Genomic DNA, 20,122 nt, shown 5'->3' with positions numbered 1-20,122 from the left:
CCTTCATAATTTTTATCTAAGACCGAACAAATATGCTGACTTTTTAAATACTTGCCGTATTCGATAATGCGTCAGCCTTTAAGTCGGATTTTTCCACACGGTCGCTTAATCTGCATTTGTGCCTTTGCCTCAAGCGAAGCGCAAAACAAAGTTAACGCGAAAGTTGCACAAAAAAGGGAGCCGTAGGCGACCATAAAGCAAGTTTCGTGACAAAACAAATGTCAGCGTTGAAGCTGGTTGTTAAAGCTTTTCTCTACAAAAACTATATCTTAATCTATATCAAAACTAAATCAGGAATGAACTGAAAATCCTTGATATTTGTAGTATACAACGGTAAATCCAATTCTAATGCGGTAGCAGCAATCAAGGCATCTGGAATCAAAAGTGCGTGACTTTTAGTATACTTTTCAATCAAACCCCTAGCTTTTACCGAAATCAATTCAGAAATTTCTACAATTTCAAAATCCGAAAAAGCCTTTTTTATAATGCCTACCTCCCGCTTATTCAAAGCACCAACCATTAACTCCATATATGTTATAGAAGACATTCCCAAACCTTGTTTTTTGCCTTGTTCAAGTTTTTGCTGAACTTCGGTTTTCCCACGAAGGTAGTCTATAAGAACACAAGTATCGCAAAGATAAATCATTAAGAGCGGCTCCAAGACTTGGTTCTTATTTCCTCAACAGAAAGAGTTCTATCTTTCCACAAGCCAAAGGCAGCATTAAAGTCCGATAATTCTCTTTCATGAGTTTTTACAGGCATATGTAAAGTCCGTACTATTTTATCAAGTAATCTGATTTTCTCATCATAAGAAAGCATATCAATTTGTGCTGAAAGTTGCTTGAAAGCTAATTCTGACATAGGCGCCTCCCATCTATTTCTCATAGTATACAACATTTTATAAAAAGATCATCTCCCCGCATTGCCCTCACGTTAAATCTAACTGAAAAAAAACGGGGAATCTGCAAAAAGCGGATTTATCCGTATGGCAGACGTTTTACATAGTAGATTAACCTATAACACTTGTTTGAATCCATTCTGCAGTTTCGCAACGATTTAAACATGAGCGTAGACGGGAAATATAAGAAGACACGCTTCCCATGCACGCCGTTTTTCCGTTCAAAAATATGGCATGTCTTAGTTCTTCAGTCGAAATGAAAATTCCCATCCTTTCGTACATAAACTCAAAAAGGTGAAAAATTGAAGGCGTCATTCGCGTTGATTGTGTCAATTTTAGTTCGCAATTTTGTTTCTGAAAAAAGTCATAAATCCATCATGCTGCGTTAAACAGAATCTCCTTTTGAACTTTTATTGAAGTGGCATTTATGTAGCAACGCTCAGTCTGCCAGTCCTCTGAATACTCAAGCAGATAGCTTGTTATCAGCCTTATATAAGCATTCGTTGACGGAAAAATGCCGACAACAGATGACCTTCGCCGTATTTCACGGTTAAGCCGCTCAAGCGTGTTGGTGCTTGAGATCTTACGACTGTCCAGTTCCTCAAAGGCGTAAAACTGAACGGAATCTTCAAATCCTTCTTCAAGACATTCTACTGCCTTGGCAAATGATTTTTCATATTCCTCGCAGAAATCATCCTTCAGTGCTCTTGCCGATTTTTCATCCGGAGCTTTCCAGATAAGCTTCAGCCTTGCGCCAACTTTTTCCTTGTCTTTCTGCCGGACATATGCAAGTATATTCCGCATGAAATGAACCTTACATCTCTGCCAGGTAGTTCCCGGCATGGTTTTGCGTATCGCTGCCTGAAGCCCCTTGTGTGCATCGGAAACGCACAGCCAGACTTTCTCAACTCCGCGTTCCCGGAGCTTTCTGAAAAGAGCTGAATATGTCTCTTCAGATTCATTTTCCATAGGCTCTACAGCAAGAATTTCCTGCTGCCCTTCAAGATTTACCGCCTTAATTACCATCACGGCCTTGCCGACAATCCTGTGGTTGTCACGAATCTTTTCATAAAGAGCGTCTACCCAGATTACCGGATACTCTGCTTCTAGCCTGCGCTTGCGGAACTCATCGACCATCTGGTCAAGAGAGCTGTTTATCTGGCTGACCTCAGATGCGCTCAGGCTTTCAATTCCGAGTTTCTTCGCTATATGCTCAATCTTGCGCGTTGACACTCCGTTCAGCCAGCATTCCTGCACGACCTGAATGAGCGCCTGTTCGCTGCGTTTCTTCTCCGTTACAAAGAACGGGATATAGCCGCCCTGTCGTATTTGGGGAACCGAAAGATAAACTGTCCCGAGCCGTGTATCAAAGCGGCGGATTCTGTAGCCGCATCTGTAACCGGTGCGGCTTTGCGCGTGAATCCCTTTTTCAGCTCCGGTCTTATGCGCAACTTCAATCTCCATGAACTTGTCCATTACCCACTGGAGCATTTCCAACAGAGGATCTGTTGTCGTTACAAAATCCAGTAGTTTATTTTCGAAAAATGCAGTATCGTTCTTCTTGGCCATTGTTTGTTCCTTTTTTGTTAGTGTGGTAACCAACATTCTGGAATTTTCAATGGCTTTTTTCTACCACAAATTGCGAACTTTATTGTACACTATCTTCGCGTTTTTTTTCTTATCTTTGTCAAATTCAACGACGCCATAGGAAGTAGGATCGGCAACATAATAACCGAAAATCACAGCCCCTTGTTCTTGTCGATTTTTTCAGCGGCGCTTTTCAAAGTAGAAGTAAAACTCTGACCGTAGAAAATATTGTCCCCAAGAGCCAGGGCAACGTCGTCATTTCCGATAAAGCTCTTGCCGACAATAAAAGCATCTGCAAGTCCGCGAGGTTTGTCTTGAACAGCATATTCAAAATGCATACCAAGCCAATCGCCGTTTCCAAACAACTCTTTAAAAAGGACAATATCGCACGGTGTGGAAATAATAAGCACTTCACGGATTCCAGCCAACATCAGTACCGATAACGGATAATAAATCATTGGTTTATCATACAGCGGCAATATTTGTTTAGAAACCACCCGTGTCAGCGGATATAATCGAGTGCCGGAACCTCCGGCAAGAATAATGCCTTTCATATATAAATCTCCAAGAGTATCTATTTTATTATTTATCACTTTATTTTAGTATATACCCTGAATTTCGAGTTTAGTTAGGAATTTACAAAAAAAGCGTAAACCTTTAAGATTTGTTTAGAACAACAAAACAATAAAGAATTACGCCTATGTATGATCAAATTTACAACATAACCCACCTGTTTTTCAAGAGCCAGCATTGCCATGTAAAATCTAACCGAAAAAAGCGGTGAATCACGTAAAAATCTCATGTTTAACTTCGGCCGCTGAATGGGCGCAGCCAAAGCTAAACGGCGAGCTTCCTTTCGAAAACTCTTTTATAACTGTTCGCTCACGCGCACGAAAACGGCGTCCTAGGAAATCGAAATTTCTTCGCATGCCGTTTTTTTAAGAAACGTCTAAGATAGCGCCGTTCAATTTAACTTTGAGTTTTCTTTCGGAAAACTGGAAAACTTATCAACTATGCGCAAAAAACCGATAATGTACAATAAAGTTCGCAATTTGGGGTAGAAAAAAGCCATTGAAAATTCCAGAATGTTGGTTACCACACTAACAAAAAAGGAACAAACAATGGCCAAGAAGAACGATACTGCATTTTTCGAAAATAAACTACTGGATTTTGTAACGACAACAGATCCTCTGTTGGAAATGCTCCAGTGGGTAATGGACAAGTTCATGGAGATTGAAGTTGCGCATAAGACCGGAGCTGAAAAAGGGATTCACGCGCAAAGCCGCACCGGTTACAGATGCGGCTACAGAATCCGCCGCTTTGATACACGGCTCGGGACAGTTTATCTTTCGGTTCCCCAAATACGACAGGGCGGCTATATCCCGTTCTTTGTAACGGAGAAGAAACGCAGCGAACAGGCGCTCATTCAGGTCGTGCAGGAATGCTGGCTGAACGGAGTGTCAACGCGCAAGATTGAGCATATAGCGAAGAAACTCGGAATTGAAAGCCTGAGCGCATCTGAGGTCAGCCAGATAAACAGCTCTCTTGACCAGATGGTCGATGAGTTCCGCAAGCGCAGGCTGGAAGCAGAGTATCCGGTAATCTGGGTAGACGCTCTTTATGAAAAGATTCGTGACAACCACAGGATTGTCGGCAAGGCCGTGATGGTAATTAAGGCGGTAAATCTTGAAGGGCAGCAGGAAATTCTTGCTGTAGAGCCTATGGAAAATGAATCTGAGGAAACATATTCAGCTCTTTTCAGAAAGCTCCGGGAACTCAGGACTTGAGAAAGTCTGGCTGTGCGTTTCCGATGCACACAAGGGGCTTCAGGCAGCGATACGCAAAACCATGCCGGGAACTACCTGGCAGAGATGTAAGGTTCATTTCATGCGGAATATACTTGCATATGTTCGGCAGAAAGACAAGGAAAAAGTTGGTGCAAGACTGAAGCTTATCTGGAAAGCTCCGGATGAAAAATCGGCAAGAGCACTGAAGGATGATTTCTGCGAGGAATATGAAAAATCATTTCCCAAGGCAGTAGAATATCTTGAAGAAGGATTTGAAGATTCCGTTCAGTTTTACGCTTTTGAGGAACTGGACAGTCGTAAGATTTCAAGCACTAACACGCTTGAACGGCTTAACCGTGAAATACGGCGAAGGTCATCTGTTGTCGGCATTTTTCCGTCAACGAATGCTTATATAAGGCTGATAACAAGCTATCTGCTTGAGTATTCAGAGGACTGGCAGACTGAGCGTTGCTACATAAATGCCACTTCAATAAAAGTTCAAAAGGAGATTCTGTTTAACGCAGCATGATGGATTTATGACTTTTTTCAGAAACAAAATTGCGAACTAAAATTGACACAATCCTGATAAATTTGAAAAATTACACGTATTGAATATTTTTTAAGATTTAACTACATTAAATATCGCTGTTTACTTAGTAATATAATAGGTGCTGGTGCTGGTTGCCGATATAATTTATCTGTGTTGGTCAAGAGATCGGTTTGAGTGGCATTATTAAAAAATATTTAAGGCTGTCCTTTTTAGGAAAACTGGAATGAAGGTTTTGCATATTATAACGAATACGGAATTGGGTGGTGCTCAATCCGTTTGTATTTTTTTAGCAAATGCAGCATCTCAGGAGGGAAATACTGTTGCTGTTGCCAGCATGCCGGGTGGATATTTGTGGAGCCAATTAGATCAAAATGTGCTTCGCTTTACTGTAAAAACAATGGTAAAACCAATTCGTTTTTTTGCAGATATACGCTGTTACTTGGAATTAAAAAAAATTATTATGCGTTTTGATCCTGATGTTATTCATTTGCATTCCAGCAAAGCAGGTGCATTAGGTCGTATTGCTGGAATGAGGTATAGAAACCGTATTATTTATACTGTTCATGGTTTTGACTCCATTTGTCTTAGGCATAGGCTATTCTTACCGTTGGAGCGGTTTTTACAGCATAATTGCGCAGCAATTGTGGCAGTTTCGAACTATGATAAAATACACTTAACGGAAGAAAAAATTCATATCAATGTTATAACTATCCATAATGGGATAATGCCGTCTAAAATCGCCGAAACGAAGCCGTTTGATAGTGCCGGATATAAAAAAGTTATTATGACGATTGCTCGCATTTCTCCGCAAAAAAGATTTGTAGACTTCCTTGATGTCGCGTCTCATCGGGCAATGCAAGATTTTTTATTTGTATGGGTTGGCGGTTCCGCAGAAAAAACACTTGAGGAGTTGAAGCAAGAATATGCTATTCCACCCAATGTATTACTGCTGGGCGATTATCCCGATGCAAGTTCTTTATTACCGTATTGTGATGTCTTTTGCTTGCTTACGAATTATGAAGGACTGCCGATGACCATACTTGAGGCTATGTCCCAACGAAAAGCTATTGTTGCTTCTAATGTAGGAGGAATACCGGAACTTGTTGATGATTCGAATGGAATATTGGTGAATACAGAAGAAGAAACGGTTATCGCGATCCAGCAAATACTAAGCGAAGATGAAAAATTAAAAGAAATGGGAGAAGCTTCGTTTTGTAAATATACACATCACTTTACATTTGAGAAGATGTACTATAAATATAAAAGATTATATCAAACAATATTTAATAATGTTTAAATTATAAGGGATGGATAATGACGATAGTAATAATAGGTGGTTCCGGCTTTATTGGAACAAGATTGACCAGACGGCTTGTAGCTGCCGGGCATATTGTTAAAATACTGGATAAGCAAGATAGCAAGACTTATCCGGAATTAAGGGTTTTTGCCGATGTAAGGGATAGAGAATCTTTAAAAAAAGAACTTTCTTCTAATATTGATTGTGTTATCAATTTAGCTGCTGAGCATAGGGATGATGTTGAGCCTAAAAGTTTGTATGATGCGGTCAATGTTGACGGTGCTGAAAATGTCTGTCAGGTATGTGCTGAGATTGGGATAAAAAGAATTATCTTTACAAGCTCTGTTGCCGTTTACGGCTTTGCTCCTTTAAATACAAACGAGACCGGTAAAATAAACTATTTTAATGATTACGGAAGAACAAAGTGGCTGGCAGAAGGAAAATACCGTGAGTGGTTGAATACCGATAAAAGTAATTCGCTTACTATTATTCGTCCTACTGTTGTCTTTGGCGAACAGAACAGAGGAAATGTGTATAACCTGCTCCGTCAAATTAGTTCCGGCTTTTTCCCCTTTATCGGTAATGGAAAAAATAAAAAATCGATGGCGTATGTTGAAAACATTGCGGCATTTATTGAATTTTCTCTTAATAATCCTTCGGGAGAACACTTATTTAATTATATCGATAAGCCTGATTTTGATATGAATTCGCTCACCACGGAAGTCTATGGTATACTCGGGAAACAAAATCATAAGATTTTCCACTGGCCTTATTGGCTAGGGTATTTTGGCGGTCTTTGTTTTGATTTTCTAGCAAAAATAACCGGTAAAAAGTTGGCAATCAGCTCTATCAGGGTGAAAAAATTTTGCGCAAATACACTCTTTGATTCGATTAATATTCAAAAAACGGATTTTAAACCTCCTGTATTATTAAAGGATGGTTTATATAATACGGTTAAATACGAGTTTATTGATAAAGTGCAAGGACATAATTTTTATAGTGAATAATTATGGTTATTAATATGATTTTGATTCAATCTGTTAATTACAGGAGCGAATGTTAACTATGAAAGAGATTGTGTCAATTTTAGTTCGCAATTTTGTTTCTGAAAAAAGTCATAAATCCATCATGCTGCGTTAAACAGAATCTCCTTTTGAACTTTTATTGAAGTGGCATTTATGTAGCAACGCTCAGTCTGCCAGTCCTCTGAATACTCAAGCAGATAGCTTGTTATCAGCCTTATATAAGCATTCGTTGACGGAAAAATGCCGACAACAGATGACCTTCGCCGTATTTCACGGTTAAGCCGCTCAAGCGTGTTGGTGCTTGAGATCTTACGACTGTCCAGTTCCTCAAAGGCGTAAAACTGAACGGAATCTTCAAATCCTTCTTCAAGACATTCTACTGCCTTGGCAAATGATTTTTCATATTCCTCGCAGAAATCATCCTTCAGTGCTCTTGCCGATTTTTCATCCGGAGCTTTCCAGATAAGCTTCAGCCTTGCGCCAACTTTTTCCTTGTCTTTCTGCCGGACATATGCAAGTATATTCCGCATGAAATGAACCTTACATCTCTGCCAGGTAGTTCCCGGCATGGTTTTGCGTATCGCTGCCTGAAGCCCCTTGTGTGCATCGGAAACGCACAGCCAGACTTTCTCAACTCCGCGTTCCCGGAGCTTTCTGAAAAGAGCTGAATATGTCTCTTCAGATTCATTTTCCATAGGCTCTACAGCAAGAATTTCCTGCTGCCCTTCAAGATTTACCGCCTTAATTACCATCACGGCCTTGCCGACAATCCTGTGGTTGTCACGAATCTTTTCATAAAGAGCGTCTACCCAGATTACCGGATACTCTGCTTCTAGCCTGCGCTTGCGGAACTCATCGACCATCTGGTCAAGAGAGCTGTTTATCTGGCTGACCTCAGATGCGCTCAGGCTTTCAATTCCGAGTTTCTTCGCTATATGCTCAATCTTGCGCGTTGACACTCCGTTCAGCCAGCATTCCTGCACGACCTGAATGAGCGCCTGTTCGCTGCGTTTCTTCTCCGTTACAAAGAACGGGATATAGCCGCCCTGTCGTATTTGGGGAACCGAAAGATAAACTGTCCCGAGCCGTGTATCAAAGCGGCGGATTCTGTAGCCGCATCTGTAACCGGTGCGGCTTTGCGCGTGAATCCCTTTTTCAGCTCCGGTCTTATGCGCAACTTCAATCTCCATGAACTTGTCCATTACCCACTGGAGCATTTCCAACAGAGGATCTGTTGTCGTTACAAAATCCAGTAGTTTATTTTCGAAAAATGCAGTATCGTTCTTCTTGGCCATTGTTTGTTCCTTTTTTGTTAGTGTGCTAACCAACATTCTGGAATTTTCAATGGCTTTTTTCTACCACAAATTGCGAACTTTATTGTACACTATCTTCTATCACATTGCATATTCTCATTTCTAAATAATAATAAAGTTATAGCCATAAAGCACATTACTAAAGCACATTACTATAGAATTATGTTTATACGCAATATTTTCAGAAATAGTAAACTGCGACAGCATTAAAATGAAATATATTCCAAAAAAAATAATAAGGAAAAATATCATTTTAAAATTTGTAGTTTCGAGTTTTGTATTACAAAAGAAAACTAAAAGTATACAACAAAACAAAATTGTATAACCAGATGAATAAATCAAAGTGTTATAAGCATTGATACGGCAATAAGAGTAAAAAAAGAGAAAAGTTGTCTTTTACTAAATTTGATTTTCCCTGTCATTATATAGACTCCACAATATTCAGCCACAGAGATTTACCGTTATCTTCCCCACTCTTAAAGTAGTTATTTTCAAGAAGTGCATACTTTTCTTTGTGAATAGGGATCTCAAATTTATCTGGTAATTCCGATGCATTTTCCACAACAAGAGCGCCTGTCAGTTCTGCAAAACTCAGTAATCCGGTTTCAAGCCGATTTATTTTTTTTATAACAGATGAATTAACAAGAATCAGTGGTAAATACGCCATTACGGCAAAGAACATACTGTTCGAAAAATTTGCAACAACCAAACTTGCCCCCTTTATCAATTGAGAAGTCATACCGTATTCAAAAATTCTACTTCTAAATACATTTCGTGTAGTACAACAATTTGTCCAATCACTTTTTATTAATTCCTATTATCTTCCTCCATTAAGCAATGAAAATAGTGATGGGCACTTTTTTTTAAGGATAATACCAATAGATGTACCAATTATAATTGTTATTATAGTAACACCAAAGTATTCAAATATACAGAAAAATGCGTTCTTCATAGGGAAGAACCGCAGCCAAATTGTTTGGAACAATAAAAGCATTGCAGGCATATGAACAGCGTAGAGGAAAAAAGAAAAACTTGCAAAATATTTTGCAGACGAAAAACATTTTTCATTTTTTAAAATTAGTGTTGAAAATTTCAGAAAAAATATACATGAAATTAAGATTTTTATTTCATTCACAAAGATTAGTTCTGTAATAAAAACTCTTCCTACAACCAATATAAAAATATATCCAACAACCATTTCAATCCAACTTACTCTATCTATATTTTCTAATAATTGTAGATTAAATATTCCCCAATATAATCCTACAGAATAATAAAACAGCGCAGAAGTTGAAACAAAATAAACTGGAATTTCAACTAGATACAGAATAGTCAGTGAAATAAAAAAACAAATAGGAATTACTTTCATAAAATACCGTAAAATAGGTGAAATCAAAACGAGAATCATTAAGTCTCTGACAAACCAAAATTGTTCTGCCGCAACAGGATTACAACCAATTTCATCTAATCCCATATATTTGCCGTAACCCCAAATATAAGAAATCCAATTTTTTATTCCCCAAGTGGATACTGTAATTCCAGGATGAGCTAAAATTGAAGGAAAAAGTTTTGCAATAATTAGTTTTCCAAATATTTGATAAATAAGATAAATTCCAATCCATAAAAAATACGGTAATAACAAGGATTTTGCTCTTTTTCTCAATAGAGTCCCATAGGAATCATTTTTTCTGGATTGTAAATATGCTGCAAACAGAAAAAATATGGGGACGGAGCACGAAGCAAATCCATTAGAAATAATATATTGCAACCATATAGTAAATTTGTTCGGACAAAAAATATAAGATATTCCACCTTTATTAACAGCTCCCGCTATCATTTCTGATGTATAATTGTTATGACTAAACACAACCAAAACAGAAAGCAAAAATCGCAATGCTGTAATCCGTAAAGAAATCACTTCGGGAAATGCACCAGTATTTTGTTTCATGTCATTTATAAAATCTTTGCCAGTATCTATATTAGTTGACTCTTCCATAGAAAAAAATTTCCTTTTGTATAAAAATCTTATCGTATTATTTTTTTATCATCTAATAACTTAATTTCTCCTAAATAGCCTAGATTTTCAAGTTTAGTTAGGATTACAAAAAAACGTAAAACCTTAAAATTTATTTAATACAAAAAACACGAATTACATTTATATATGGACAAATCTACAACATAACCCACATGGTTTTCAAGATTATAAAACCGGATGAATAAATCAAAGGTGTTATAAGCATTGATACGGCAATAAGAGTAAAAAAAGAGAAAAGTTGTCTTTTACTAAATTTAATTTTTTCTGCCATTATATAGATTCCATAATATTAAACCACATAGATTTACCATTGTTTTCCCCACTCTTAAAGTAGTTATTTTCAAGAAGTGCATACTTTTCTTTGTGAATAGGGATCTCAAATTTATCCGGTAATTCTGATGCCTTTTCCACAACAAGAGCGCCTGTAAGTTCGGCAAAACCTTGTAATATAATTGCAAGCCGATGAACTTTTTTTATAACAGATGAATTAACAAGAATCAGTGGTAAATACGCCATTACGGCAAAGAACATACTGTTCGAAAAATTTGCAACAACCAAACTTGCCCCCTTTATCAATTGAGAAGTCATACCGTATTCAATTATTGTATTCGGATATAAATCTTTTTTATTGTTGTAATCCGCTCGCGGATGGGCTGCAATGATAATATCCATATTATATTTATTTCGAATATGTTCAAAGACTTTATTCATATCATTAACAAAGTCTTTTTTGTCTTCATCCGTAAAATCAAAACCCAGCTGAGTTTTTATATCCGGATGAAACGGAAAATATTGGTCAAGATAAACACAGTAAGGCTTGCCATTATAATTATATCTTGGGGAAATCAAGAACCTCTCATAATCAAAAGTGTGAAATCTGATAATTTTTGTGCTGCTATCATGGAAAGTTTGATTTATATACAAATCTTCATTGTTTTTACCGCCGAGTACTAAAAATTTTGCCTTTTGATATTTAATTATTTTACTTATAATTCTGTTATATACCGCTTTATAAAGATGAAAAGGATTAAGCCTGCTTTCCTTCCACTCTCTCTTAATTTTCATGCCTTTGGGAAGCTCAAGTTCCGTTCTTGCCGTTGTAACGTGTCCATAAAACACTTTATATTTGGTGAACAGTTTGAATACAAATCTAACATCATAATAACTGTTGAACATCGGAATGAAGCAGGCGTTTTTGGAATCTTGCCTTATATGATATTCCAATTCCTTTTTTGTCCTACAAATAAATGGCTCAAACCGTTTATCTGACAGCTGCTTTGCAGTAACAATCCTATTTGCTTCCGGTAAAAGAAAGGGGGATGCATCTAAAATGCATACTCCGTACCCTAAGTCTAGCAACTCTTCCAATGAATAGGTCTGTATGTCTGTATTTAGTGCCGGTGTGTCAAAAATTAAAACTATTTTTTTGAATTCCATTCTTCGTTTCCTAAGCTAAAATGTTTACATAGTTTTGCACCATTTTATCCAAACTGAATTTATCTTCATAATGCCGGCGTGCATTTAGTCCCATTTTTACTCTCAAATCTTTATCTTGGCATAGCTCATACATTTTTTTTGCAAACAGTTCCGAGTCGTCAATAGGAACAACAAAACCGTCCTGATTATCCGTAATTACTTCCGGTAAACCTCCTGTTGTAGTTACAATACAAGGCTTACCCGCAATCATTGCCTCACAGGCTGTAAGTCCGAAACTTTCATCCCAAAGAGATGGCACAACCATAAAATCAAAAAGATTGCAGTATTCTGCAGCATTATAAATCTTATGGTAAATCTTAACGCAAGAAGTCAAATCATTCTGCCCAATAAACTCTTTGCACTGCTCAAAAAAATCCGGCTCATACACATTCCCAATAATTGAAAGAACAACATCGCTATTAAAGAGTTCTTTCAACTTCTTAAAGGCATCCAAGAGATACAACTGACCTTTATTGCTCTGGAAATTGCCTATCATACCAATATTGCATGCGGTTTTATCCAAATGCAAATCTTCATTTTTTTGAGCATCTGTAAGCGTTCTTTTTTCCGGCAATCCGTTATAAATAACCGCCATGTCTTTCTTTATGAAAGAATTATATAAGATACGTTTTCGGGTAAACTGGGATACGGTTACTAACTCAGTTGCCCATTTTGAAAGCTGTGCATCGTATTTAGCGAAGCGGATCATTCCGACTTTTGTTTTAAAAAAGTCGTTATGAAACACCATAATACGGTGTTTCATAACGACTTGATTTGCAGCCTTTAAAAGCTGGTTGCAAAGATCATCGCCAACATATCCGCCATTATGGATAAGAACAGAATCTATGGAATTATCTTTCAAAAAGCGTATAAATGTTTCTATATTTTTCTTAATAATTTTACGATATTTGATATTTCTATCAAGGCGTCGGATTATTCTTTTTAAAATTCCGACATTTTGAGAAATGTTTCCTAGTGCTTGATCTTCTGAAAGTACGTCAAGATATGTAATACCCGGCAAGGATTTATAAATTTCCACATCGTTTCCTGCATTCACGCATGGTAAAACCTTAAATTGCGGATATTTTACCAATCCCGAAACAGTCTGCGCCATTACGGCTGCAGTACCGCCATTCACTGGATTGGAACAGAAAATCATTACATTATCTGACATTTTTATTTACTATTTCCTTGAAAAAATTGATTATTACTGATTTCAAAACGCTTATTGCAATTGCAACAAACAATATTGTTCCAAAATACAATATCGAATGAAAATATAAATTAAAATAAGTATACAACATAATTAGCGCACCATGTATAAAATAAATATCATGTGACAATGTTCTAAAAACATGTGTATCTATTTTTATATCTATTGGTATTTTTAACAAAACACAAAAAAGCGAATATGACGCGGGAACTATAAAAATCATTAGGTCCCATCTTATACCTAAATGTAGTTCCAGTGTTGTAATAGCTTCAAAAAATCCAACAACCATAGAAATCAGAAAAATTATTACAGATTGCTTTAAATTGATTGAATCCCTATGCCTATATATTTCCATTCCTAAATATACAAATGGGAAAGCAAAGAAAAGTCCATGTCTTGTTCCACCTACGCCAAGAACTGATAAAAATGAAACACCTATATAATGGACAAATGAATTATCCCAAATCGGAAACTTTCTGAATATATTATAATATGACTGTCCCGCTAAACCTATAAAATAAAATAAAAAAGCTATGGACAGTATCCCAACTGGGGGTATTCTAAGTTTCTCAAGCATATTTATAATAACAAGGGCTAGAATTGCACCATGCACATACCAAAGTATAGATACCCCCCCCCGTATCACCAGTTCTACGAATAATTCTTTATAACTAAAAACAAAACCTGTGCTTTTTGTAACAAAGGCTATAAAAATGTAAATAATATTCCAAAAGCAATAAAGCTTCAAAAGTCGTATAATCTGAGTTTTACCCCTAAAACGTTTTGTTTCTTCATCATAGGGTTCTTTATACTCCAAAAAAAAGCCTGTACAAATAAAGAAAAAAGGAACTGCCAGACGAGCAAGCCAGAAGACTATAGCAGAATTTAAAAGAAAACTGATATCCCACAATGGATTTGTATGTAAGCAAACAACAAATATCGCCATCAGAAATCTGGTTATATCGATATTTTTCAGTGCCTCTTGCCTATCCATTTTTTTTATTTTTCCAAAAAGAAAGCTTCTGCGTTAAAATAGCTTTATCTTATACCCAAGATCCGAGGAAATCTCCACATTAAAAGCATAAGTATTCCGCAATACAGAAAACCACCGCATAAAATCCGCAAAACTGCAAATATCATTCCTCTGTCGGGAATACATTTTCTAAAAAGCATGTATGAAACAAAAGCAATGCTAAAGCATCCGATCATTGAAATAACAGGAATTACATAAAGTTTAACAAACTTCATATTAATTTTTTTAGCAATAAAGCACAACATTAACGTAACAGAAAAAATATTTCCTATAACATAACTCCAGCCCATACCGTTTGCACCAAGCCCCTTAGCCCAGATAAAATTTGGACATTGAAAAAAATACAGCAAAACCAATGAAAAGATATTTCCTATCACGCTTATTATTGAAGAAGCCTTAGTCTGTTCAACGGCAAGCATAAAACTTCCAAGAATCTGTCCCCATGCCTGATACACTGTGTAAAGCATAATTAACTGGGTAACTAACACGGCACCTGAATATTTATCGCCAAATAAAACAGTAAGCACATCTGATGCATATACGGCAATAAAAATGCAGAGAAAAGAAATCAGCCATGCCATAATTTTTAAAGACTGTTGCATTCTATGCCGCAGCATATCTTTATTATCATGAATGACTGCGAATTCCCGCTTCATCAATTCCGCATACGGCGAAAACACATAGCTGATAACAATATTTAACTGCCAGGCGGCGCCAAACAAAGCTGAGCTCGCTATCCCTGACCAATGCATAAGCGCCCAGTTTTTTATTATGATAATTATCTGCGCAAACACAGTGGCAAAAATCAATGGGCGGCAAAAAACATGAAATTCACCTATGTACTCAAAAATAGACTTTTTAGCCGGAAAGTTGAATCGAGCCTTATTTAAATAAAAGAAAACAAAAACAAGCAATACAGAAACAAATAAAACGGTTGTAATTTGTAAAATATAAAAAACAAAAAGATTTAGGATTCCGGCAAAATATCCGCCGACAACGCCTATTGTAATAAGAATTTTCTGTACAATTTGCCAGAAAGCCGGCAATCTGGAAAGTGCCATTGCATCAAAAACGGCAACGATATCCGTAAGCAGTTTTCTAACGATTGCCGCATTCAAGCCAAGAAGCATTATGCACAAGGTTTGCCCCGCAAAAGAATTATGTACAAGATGCGTCGGAAAAAGCAATAAAACCCCGATATTTAAAACAAAAGAGACTAGCGTAGAGAAACGAAGATAAAAGACAACATAGCCGTTTTCTTCATTATTTTTAGAAAATTTTGATACCAGAGCATCTGAAGCAGAAAGATTAAATATCGTTACAACTGAAGTAAAAACATTCAAGTTATATGAATAATAGCCATATTCTTCAATTGAAAAAACACGCGGCAAAAGCAGCTGAACAATTACATTCAGCAATGCTATCAGCACGGAACTGAATATTTTTACGATATAGCGGTAGAAAAAGGATTCTTGTTTAGATGATATCATCTTTATATTTTTTTCCGTAACAGATCATAAATAAATCGTAATAGCTGAGCAAGTTTTATAAACTTTGGCTTAAAAAAATACAATTTTTTATTATGAATACAAAATATAAACCACCTTCTTGCCATATAATATAGGAATGTTTCTTCGTCGATTTGCTTACCGGTTTTTGCAAAACATGCAATTTGTTCCAGCCATGCTATAATTTTCTTATATACTTCTTCTGAACAATTATTGGATATATAAAGCAGCTTTAATATCTCTTTTGTTTCTTCCGTTATCTTTTGATTAAAAAGATATTCATAAATCTGTAGTTGAACTGCTAATCTATTTCTGTCTCCCTGCTCTTTTTTTTCTATACTAGTGTTCGTCCCATGAATTCTATAATCAAGCAAAAAACAAGGGATATTTGCTAACTTGCTATGTTTCATTACTTCAAACCAAAATTTATAGTCTTCAGCCGGAATTAAACTTTCTTCAAAACTTAAATCATAATCCTTGAATAGCGAAGCACGGATAATTGAAAGGCTATCCATCTGATTTTCAAACAGCATTGCAGCGCGAATTTTTTTATTACTTAGCTCCTGCCTTATTTTTCCTTTATAAGTACCGAAAACAGTGACATAATAACCACAGGCACCGACAGAAGGATGAGTCTCCATATATTCAAAAAGTTTTTCGAATTTGCTTTTCCTTATTATGTCATCTGCATCTTGTCTAATAATATATTTTCCTGCTGCTTCTTTAATCATAAAATTTAGGTTTGCAACATACCCTTTATTTTCTTCATTTACAGTAAGTTTTATGCGGTTATCATTATATGATCTTATAATGCTAACAGTTTTATCAGTACTTGCGTTATCAGTAATTATAAATTCAAAATTTGTATAAGTTTGTTTCAGTACACTCTCTATTGTTTCTCGCAAAAACTCAGCGCCATTATATACTGACATTATTACACTGATTTTGGAATTTTCCATAGTTCGATTTTATCCTTATCGCATTTCTTTTATTCCGTCTGAAAAAATATATTTTCTCTCATATCCTATATCTTTCAAAGCCCTTGTGTTAAAAGAAATCGAATTAAGTTTCTATCTATATAATCTGTCGAATCGCTGACTATTATATCCATAATTCCCTTTAGCAAGGGGTACTTGTGTTATTCTTCATTCTTAATAGAATCTAAAACTAACTGTATTCCCTGCTTGAATGATATTTGATTTTTGTATCCTGTATCTCTTAAAACACCGTCTAAATTAAATTGTCTGTAATCTATATCTTTTCCATTAAAAGGCAGTTCTCCCAAACCTAAAACAGCATAAGGAGAAACAACTTCTTTCATTTCCCAAAGAAACTCTTTTAAAGGTTTTGGGTTTCCGCTTCCTATATAATACTGCGTAAAAGGTTTTCCCTTTTCACTAACGGCAATTATTGCATTTATTGCATCTGTAATATAAATAAAATCGTAGGTCTGATTCCCGGCTGAAAAAGAACAATGCTCACCTCTTATAAGTTTTCTCACAGAATCATTTATTAGTCTGGCAGATTTTTCTCCCGCCCCATAGACGTTAGTTATAAGGCATGGAATAAAATCTATTTTTGACTGATAAGCAACAACTTCAGCCATTAGATGTGCCGCAAGTTTTGCCGAGCCATAAATATAGCCACCCCCCGGGGAAATTCCATCGGATTTCAAATACTCATAAGTTTCTACTTCATTTATGCTTGATGCATATATGAATCTTTTACATCCTATGGTTTCACAAAGACGAACATAATCACAGGCAAGTTTAATATTATCTATCTGGGTTTCATAATCTCCGCGCTTATTTCCACTTGTTCCACCCCATGCTAAATGATATATACAAGAGATATTTTCATTCTTTATGTCATGCTGCAGATCTATTGGATTTCTTCCTTCTGGATTTATCCATAACATTTTCTGATTATTCTTAAATTCATCATCCAAAGAATTACAAACAGCTATAACTCGTTTTTCAGACAAGAAAAATTCTCTAATCAGATTTTTTCCTAAAAAACCGTTAGCACCCGTAATGAGTACCCCATTCCCCGTACTAGTATATTGCATAGTATTCATCAATATTCCTCGAAATCAAAAGTAATTTCCGATAATTCTTTTTTATCAGCTTCGGCCGGATTATGCGGTTCAGGAATAATATCCATGAGCATTGATGTTGTCATGGCTACACCATAGAATGCCATCCAAAGCCCCGGAGCTACAGTGAGCCGCTGGTAATTTTCAGTAGGAGAAAGAGTTATAACTTCAAATTGCCCTTTTGTTTTGCTATTTTCGCGGTCGTCATATATTACAAACTTTACCTTTCCATAAACGACGACAAGATTCAGTGTCATGTGGTTGTGGCGTTTCCAACCTTTTGCTTTTCCGCTTTCTATTTGCGTAAAATACGCCTCGCCGAATCCTGCAAAACCTTCATCTGTGCATTTTAAGGCGTGAAAAACATCGCCGTTAGGAACGCTAATATGCTTTAAAGGGTAGAGTTCTACTCCTTCGATCATAGAGCCCACTCCAGATTCTGCTCTTTTGCTTTAGCTACATATTCAGAAATCTGATTCTGTGTAATAAAATACAAATCTTTGTCTTTTTCTAGATAAAAAGCCTTGTACCATTCGGCAATAAAACGTACACATTCTTCATAATGTAAAGTTGAATGCCAATATAAATAAGCCTGAGCTTTATCACAGTTAAGTTTAAGAAGATTTGCTTCATGGAACGGTACATTACCGGTTAATTTAGCGGCATTGTTCTTATCCAATCCCCAAAGTTCTGCAAGATCCTGTACAAGTTCGAATACCGTTTTGGTCTGCTCGGCACGGGGACCAAAGTTATATACCTCTCCGCTTTCACATTTTCCTTCTGCAAGCTGCCAAGCAAGTGTAAGATAGCCGCTCAGTGGTTCGAGAACATGCTGCCATGGGCGAGTTGCTTTGGGACTTCTGATTTCAACAGTTTTTCCTTCGGAAAAAGATTTTACACAGTCGACGATAATTCTGTCCCTTGCCCAGTCTCCTCCGCCGATTACATTACCGGCTCGTGTTACACCGAATTTAATATTCGGCATATCTTTTATAAATGAATGCCAGTAACTTTTTATAACCAGTTCGGCGGCACCTTTTGAACCGGAATAAATGTCCTTTCCTCCAAGACGGTCTGTTTCACGATACCCCCAAATCCATTCCACATTATCATAAGCCTTGTCGCTTGTAATGAGTATACAAGTGCAATTCCATGTAATTTTTCTTATTGCCTCGCAAACAACGGCGGTTCCTGTCACATTTGTTGTGATTGTATCAAGAGGCTCTTTGTACGAAGTAAGAACAAGCGCCTGTGCTGCCAAGTGAATAATAAAATCCGGTTTAACTTTCTGCACAAAAGAATTGAATTCTTCCCGATTACGAATATCACCGAAATGCCGGTGTATTTTTTTATCCAGACCGATAACTTCATACATTGCAGGTTCAGTCGGAATATTTAAAGAATAACCGTACACATCAGCGCCAAGATTGAGAAGCCATGTTGTAAGCCAACTCCCTTTGAACCCTGTATTACCGGTTATGAGGATTTTTTTTTCATTGAATATATTATTGAACGGCATTTTTACCAAACCTTCCATGGAGCTTTATTTTCATCCCACAATTTATTCAATTCTTTATTATCACGTAGGGTATCCATCGGCTTCCAAAAACCGGTATGTTTGTATACATGAATCTTCTGCTCTTTTACCAATCGCTGCATAGGTTCCTGCTCAAACATTTCATTATCCCCATGCAAAACATCGAATATCTCCGGATCACAAACAAAAAATCCTGCATTTATCCAAGTTCCTGTTTCCGCAGGTTTTTCAACGAATGATTTAAGAAAATTGTCTTCTCCAATATCAAGGACTCCCAATCGACCGCCAGGCTGATAAGCAGTCATTGTCAAAGTTTTTTTTGACTCGTTATGCAAGCGAATCGTATTCGCTATATCAATATCAGCAACACCATCACCGTAAGTAAGACAGAATTGTTCACAACCGATATATTTTTGAATACGTTTAATGCGCCCGCCTGTCATTGTATTAAGACCGGTATCAATCAGCGAAACCTTCCAATTTTCTGAATGGCTATCAAGAATCGTTGTATCATTGTTTGACAAATCCACAAGCATATCACTGTTGTGGCGGTAATAATTGCAAAAGTATTCTTTTATAACATATTGCAAGTAGCCGCAGCAAATCACAAAATCTTTTATCCCATAATGGCTGTAGATTTTCATAATGTGCCAAAGTATAGGTTTACCGCCAATTTCTACCATCGGCTTCGGAATAACATTAGTTACTTCGCTAAGACGTGTTCCATAACCGCCTGCTAATATTACAGCTTTCATATATTTATCCTAA

18 protein-coding genes and 2 pseudogenes are annotated in these 20,122 nt (G+C 36.6%); 3 read left to right on the top strand and 17 right to left on the bottom strand.

The window, feature by feature from the left end; all coding sequences use genetic code 11:
* Positions 1–274 precede the first annotated feature (274 nt).
* From HRI96_RS03335 to HRI96_RS03315, 5 genes and pseudogenes are all read right to left on the bottom strand, one after another.
* Positions 275–646, bottom strand: coding sequence for a type II toxin-antitoxin system VapC family toxin (locus HRI96_RS03335; protein WP_210118109.1), 372 nt, complete (start codon positions 644–646; stop codon positions 275–277).
* A complete protein-coding gene (locus HRI96_RS03330) occupies positions 646–861 on the bottom strand; it encodes a hypothetical protein (RefSeq protein WP_210118108.1) in 216 nt (71 codons plus the stop codon). Before HRI96_RS03330 ends, HRI96_RS03335 begins: the two co-directional genes overlap by 1 nt.
* A 148-nt stretch (positions 862–1,009) precedes the next feature.
* The gene (locus HRI96_RS11905; RefSeq protein WP_210118107.1) at positions 1,010–1,213 is read right to left on the bottom strand and encodes a helix-turn-helix domain-containing protein; all 204 of its coding nucleotides are present in this window, start codon (positions 1,211–1,213) and stop codon (positions 1,010–1,012) included.
* Positions 1,214–1,273: 60 nt separating this feature from the next.
* On the bottom strand, positions 1,274–2,467 hold the full coding sequence (locus tag HRI96_RS03320; RefSeq protein ID WP_210118104.1) for an IS256 family transposase: 1,194 nt from the start codon (positions 2,465–2,467) through the stop codon (positions 1,274–1,276).
* A gap of 111 nt (positions 2,468–2,578) precedes the next feature.
* Positions 2,579–3,039: pseudogene (locus tag HRI96_RS03315) on the bottom strand (sugar nucleotidyltransferase); the annotation flags it as partial.
* 567 nt (positions 3,040–3,606) lie between these two features.
* Here HRI96_RS03315 and HRI96_RS03310 point away from each other — a divergent pair.
* The 3 genes and pseudogenes from HRI96_RS03310 to HRI96_RS03300 all read left to right on the top strand — a co-directional run bounded on the left by HRI96_RS03310 (position 3,607) and on the right by HRI96_RS03300 (position 7,126).
* Positions 3,607–4,801 (top strand): annotated as a pseudogene (locus tag HRI96_RS03310) (IS256 family transposase).
* Between the two features lie 244 nt (positions 4,802–5,045).
* Entirely contained in the window at positions 5,046–6,119 is a 1,074-nt protein-coding gene (locus HRI96_RS03305) for a glycosyltransferase (RefSeq protein WP_210118106.1), read from the top strand.
* A gap of 17 nt (positions 6,120–6,136) precedes the next feature.
* Positions 6,137–7,126, top strand: coding sequence for an NAD-dependent epimerase/dehydratase family protein (locus HRI96_RS03300; protein WP_210118105.1), 990 nt, complete (start codon positions 6,137–6,139; stop codon positions 7,124–7,126).
* 119 nt (positions 7,127–7,245) lie between these two features.
* Here the strand turns inward: HRI96_RS03300 and HRI96_RS03295 are convergent, their stop codons facing one another.
* The 12 genes from HRI96_RS03295 to rfbF all read right to left on the bottom strand — a co-directional run bounded on the left by HRI96_RS03295 (position 7,246) and on the right by rfbF (position 20,109).
* Positions 7,246–8,439 (bottom strand): IS256 family transposase, encoded by a 1,194-nt coding sequence (locus HRI96_RS03295; protein ID WP_210118104.1) that lies wholly within the window; start codon positions 8,437–8,439, stop codon positions 7,246–7,248.
* 439 nt (positions 8,440–8,878) lie between these two features.
* The gene (locus HRI96_RS03290; RefSeq protein WP_210118103.1) at positions 8,879–9,166 is read right to left on the bottom strand and encodes a hypothetical protein; all 288 of its coding nucleotides are present in this window, start codon (positions 9,164–9,166) and stop codon (positions 8,879–8,881) included.
* A 108-nt stretch (positions 9,167–9,274) separates the two neighbouring features.
* On the bottom strand, positions 9,275–10,453 hold the full coding sequence (locus HRI96_RS03285; protein WP_210118102.1) for an acyltransferase family protein: 1,179 nt from the start codon (positions 10,451–10,453) through the stop codon (positions 9,275–9,277).
* A 309-nt stretch (positions 10,454–10,762) separates the two neighbouring features.
* The gene (locus tag HRI96_RS03280; RefSeq protein WP_210118101.1) at positions 10,763–11,929 is read right to left on the bottom strand and encodes a hypothetical protein; all 1,167 of its coding nucleotides are present in this window, start codon (positions 11,927–11,929) and stop codon (positions 10,763–10,765) included.
* A 10-nt stretch (positions 11,930–11,939) separates the two neighbouring features.
* Positions 11,940–13,142, bottom strand: a complete 1,203-nt coding sequence (locus HRI96_RS03275; protein WP_210118100.1) for a glycosyltransferase family 4 protein — start codon at positions 13,140–13,142, stop codon at positions 11,940–11,942.
* Positions 13,132–14,175, bottom strand: coding sequence for an acyltransferase family protein (locus HRI96_RS03270; protein ID WP_210118099.1), 1,044 nt, complete (start codon positions 14,173–14,175; stop codon positions 13,132–13,134). Before HRI96_RS03270 ends, HRI96_RS03275 begins: the two co-directional genes overlap by 11 nt.
* A 44-nt stretch (positions 14,176–14,219) precedes the next feature.
* Complete coding sequence (locus tag HRI96_RS03265) at positions 14,220–15,557, bottom strand: MATE family efflux transporter (RefSeq protein ID WP_210118098.1); 1,338 nt, start codon at positions 15,555–15,557, stop codon at positions 14,220–14,222.
* 149 nt (positions 15,558–15,706) lie between these two features.
* Entirely contained in the window at positions 15,707–16,681 is a 975-nt protein-coding gene (locus tag HRI96_RS03260; protein WP_210118097.1) for a glycosyltransferase family 2 protein, read from the bottom strand.
* 179 nt (positions 16,682–16,860) lie between these two features.
* Positions 16,861–17,799: an NAD-dependent epimerase/dehydratase family protein gene (locus HRI96_RS03255; RefSeq protein ID WP_210118096.1), complete on the bottom strand. Its 939-nt coding sequence runs from the start codon at positions 17,797–17,799 to the stop codon at positions 16,861–16,863.
* On the bottom strand, positions 17,799–18,239 hold the full coding sequence (locus tag HRI96_RS03250; protein WP_210118095.1) for a dTDP-4-dehydrorhamnose 3,5-epimerase family protein: 441 nt from the start codon (positions 18,237–18,239) through the stop codon (positions 17,799–17,801). The genes HRI96_RS03255 and HRI96_RS03250 overlap by 1 nt, the downstream gene beginning before the upstream one ends.
* The gene (rfbG, locus tag HRI96_RS03245) at positions 18,236–19,354 is read right to left on the bottom strand and encodes a CDP-glucose 4,6-dehydratase (RefSeq protein ID WP_210118094.1); all 1,119 of its coding nucleotides are present in this window, start codon (positions 19,352–19,354) and stop codon (positions 18,236–18,238) included. The genes HRI96_RS03250 and rfbG overlap by 4 nt, the downstream gene beginning before the upstream one ends.
* Complete coding sequence (gene rfbF / locus HRI96_RS03240) at positions 19,339–20,109, bottom strand: glucose-1-phosphate cytidylyltransferase (RefSeq protein ID WP_210118093.1); 771 nt, start codon at positions 20,107–20,109, stop codon at positions 19,339–19,341. The genes rfbG and rfbF overlap by 16 nt, the downstream gene beginning before the upstream one ends.
* Positions 20,110–20,122: the final 13 nt, after the last annotated feature.

The organism is Treponema parvum, assembly GCF_017893945.1.
GTDB lineage: Bacteria > Spirochaetota > Spirochaetia > Treponematales > Treponemataceae > Treponema_D > Treponema_D parvum_A.
Note: the sequence above shows the minus strand (reverse complement) of the source record. Positions and strands in the feature narration are given on the sequence as shown.